This window comes from Mycobacterium sp., from assembly GCF_049673265.1.
Taxonomy (GTDB): Bacteria; Actinomycetota; Actinomycetes; order Mycobacteriales; family Mycobacteriaceae; genus Mycobacterium.
In genome coordinates, this window is record NZ_JBATXN010000552.1 from 1 (window position 1) to 1,940 (window position 1,940).

General features: G+C 65.3%; 1 protein-coding gene and 1 pseudogene. Both read left to right on the forward strand.

What is annotated here, in order from left to right; genetic code table 11:
* Positions 1-458, forward strand: a pseudogene (locus WBF82_RS18720) (mammalian cell entry protein); the annotation flags it as partial.
* Positions 455-1,940: virulence factor Mce family protein (locus WBF82_RS18725; RefSeq protein ID WP_424384447.1), on the forward strand; the 1,486-nt coding region annotated here is incomplete at its 3' end. The pseudogene WBF82_RS18720 and the gene WBF82_RS18725, both read left to right, overlap by 4 nt.

Consider the following 1,940-nt stretch of genomic DNA (forward strand, 5'->3'; position numbering starts at 1 on the left):
ATCACCCGGGACCCGCCGTGGCACCCGGATCGCCCTGCTCGTACGCGCCGCCGCCGGAGTTGTTGCCGCGGCCGTGGAACCCGATGCCGTGTGCGGGCGTCAACCAGGACCAAGGTCCCTTCGGGCCTAACGGGCCCTACCCGGTGTTGCCGGACGTCGCGTCGTCGCCGCCGAACCCCAACGGCCTGCCCCCGACACCGGGCATTCCGATCGCCGGGCGCCCCGGTCAGCCGCCGCCAGACGTACCGGGTACGCCGGTACCCATCGCGCCGGGACCGCCCGGGGCGCGCAGCGAGCCGCTGGGGCCCCCGGGTCCGGCTGCGCCGCCGTCCACGTTCGCACCCGGCTACCCACCCGGACCGCCGGCTCCACCGGGACCGGGTGAGCAGCTGCCGGCACCGTTCATCAACCCGGGTGGAGCGGGAGGCAGCGGCGTCACGGGAGGTAGCCAAAATTGAACGGCACCTTTAAATTTCGCAAGCCTCGGGCACGGGTCGTCATCGGATTACTCGTGGTGGCGATCGCCCTGCTGGCCGGGTTCATCGGGTTGCGGGTCTACCAGAAGTTGACCAACAACACCGTGGTTGCCTATTTCCCGGAAGCCAACGCGCTGTATTCCGGTGACAGGGTCCAGATCATGGGCATTCGGGTGGGTTCGGTCGACAAGATCGAGCCGGCCGGCGACAAGATGAAGGTGACCTTCCACTACGCCAACAAGTACAAAGTCCCCGCCAATGCCACGGCGGTGATCCTCAATCCCACGCTGGTGGCATCGCGCAGCATTCAGTTGGAGCCGCCCTACAAGGGTGGTCCGGTACTTGCCGATAACGCGGTGATCCCGGAAGACCACACCCAGGTGCCCACCGAGTGGGATCAACTGCGCGACAGCGTCGCCAACGTCATCACCAAACTGGGGCCCACCAAGGAGCAGCCCAAGGGGCCGTTCGGCGACGTCATCGAGTCCTACGCCGACGGGCTTGCCGGCAAAGGCAAGCAAATCAACACCACGCTCAACAGCCTGTCGCGGGCGCTGACCGCGCTGAACCAGGGCCGCGGCGACTTCTTCGCGGTGGTGCATAGCCTGGCGCTATTCGTCAACGCCCTGCACCAAGATGACCAGCAGTTCGTCGCGTTGAATACCAACCTGGCTCAGTTCACCGGCAGGTTGACCCACTCGGATAGCGACCTGTCCAATGCGATACAGCAATTCGACGGTCTGCTGTCCACGCTTCGGCCGTTCCTCGACAAGAATTCCGAGGTGCTGACGCACGACATCGACAACCTCGACAAGGTGACCACCACGGTGGTGCAACCTGAGCCGCTGAACGGCTTGGAAACCGGTCTGCACGTGTACCCGACGCTGGCCGCCAACCTTAGCGAGATCTACCACCCATCGCACGGTGCGGTCGTGTCCATTCCGGCCATCCCGAACTTCACCAACCCAATGCAGTTCTTTTGCAGCATGATTCAGGCGGGCAGCCGGCTCGGCTATCAGGATTCCGCCGAGTTGTGTGCGCAGTACCTGGCACCGATCCTTGACGCGATCAAGTTCAACTATCTTCCGTTCGGCCTCAACCTGTTCAGCACCGCCGAGACGCTACCCAAGGAAGTCGCCTACTCCGAGCCGCGGCTGCAGCCGCCGCCCGGCTACAAGGACACCACCGTCCCTGGAATATGGGTGCCCGATACCCCGTTGTCGCACCGCAACACCCAGCCCGGCTGGATTGTCGCGCCGGGCATGCAGGGTACCAAGGTGAGTCCGGTGACGGCCGGCTTGCTGACTCCGGAATCGCTGGCCGAACTGATGGGTGGCCCGGATATCCCACCGGCGCAATCGAATCTGCAAACCCCGCCGGGCCCGCCGAATGCGTACAACGAGGAGCCGGGTCCGCTGCCCTACATCGGCATACCGGGCCACCCGGCGCCGATCCCGCCACCAC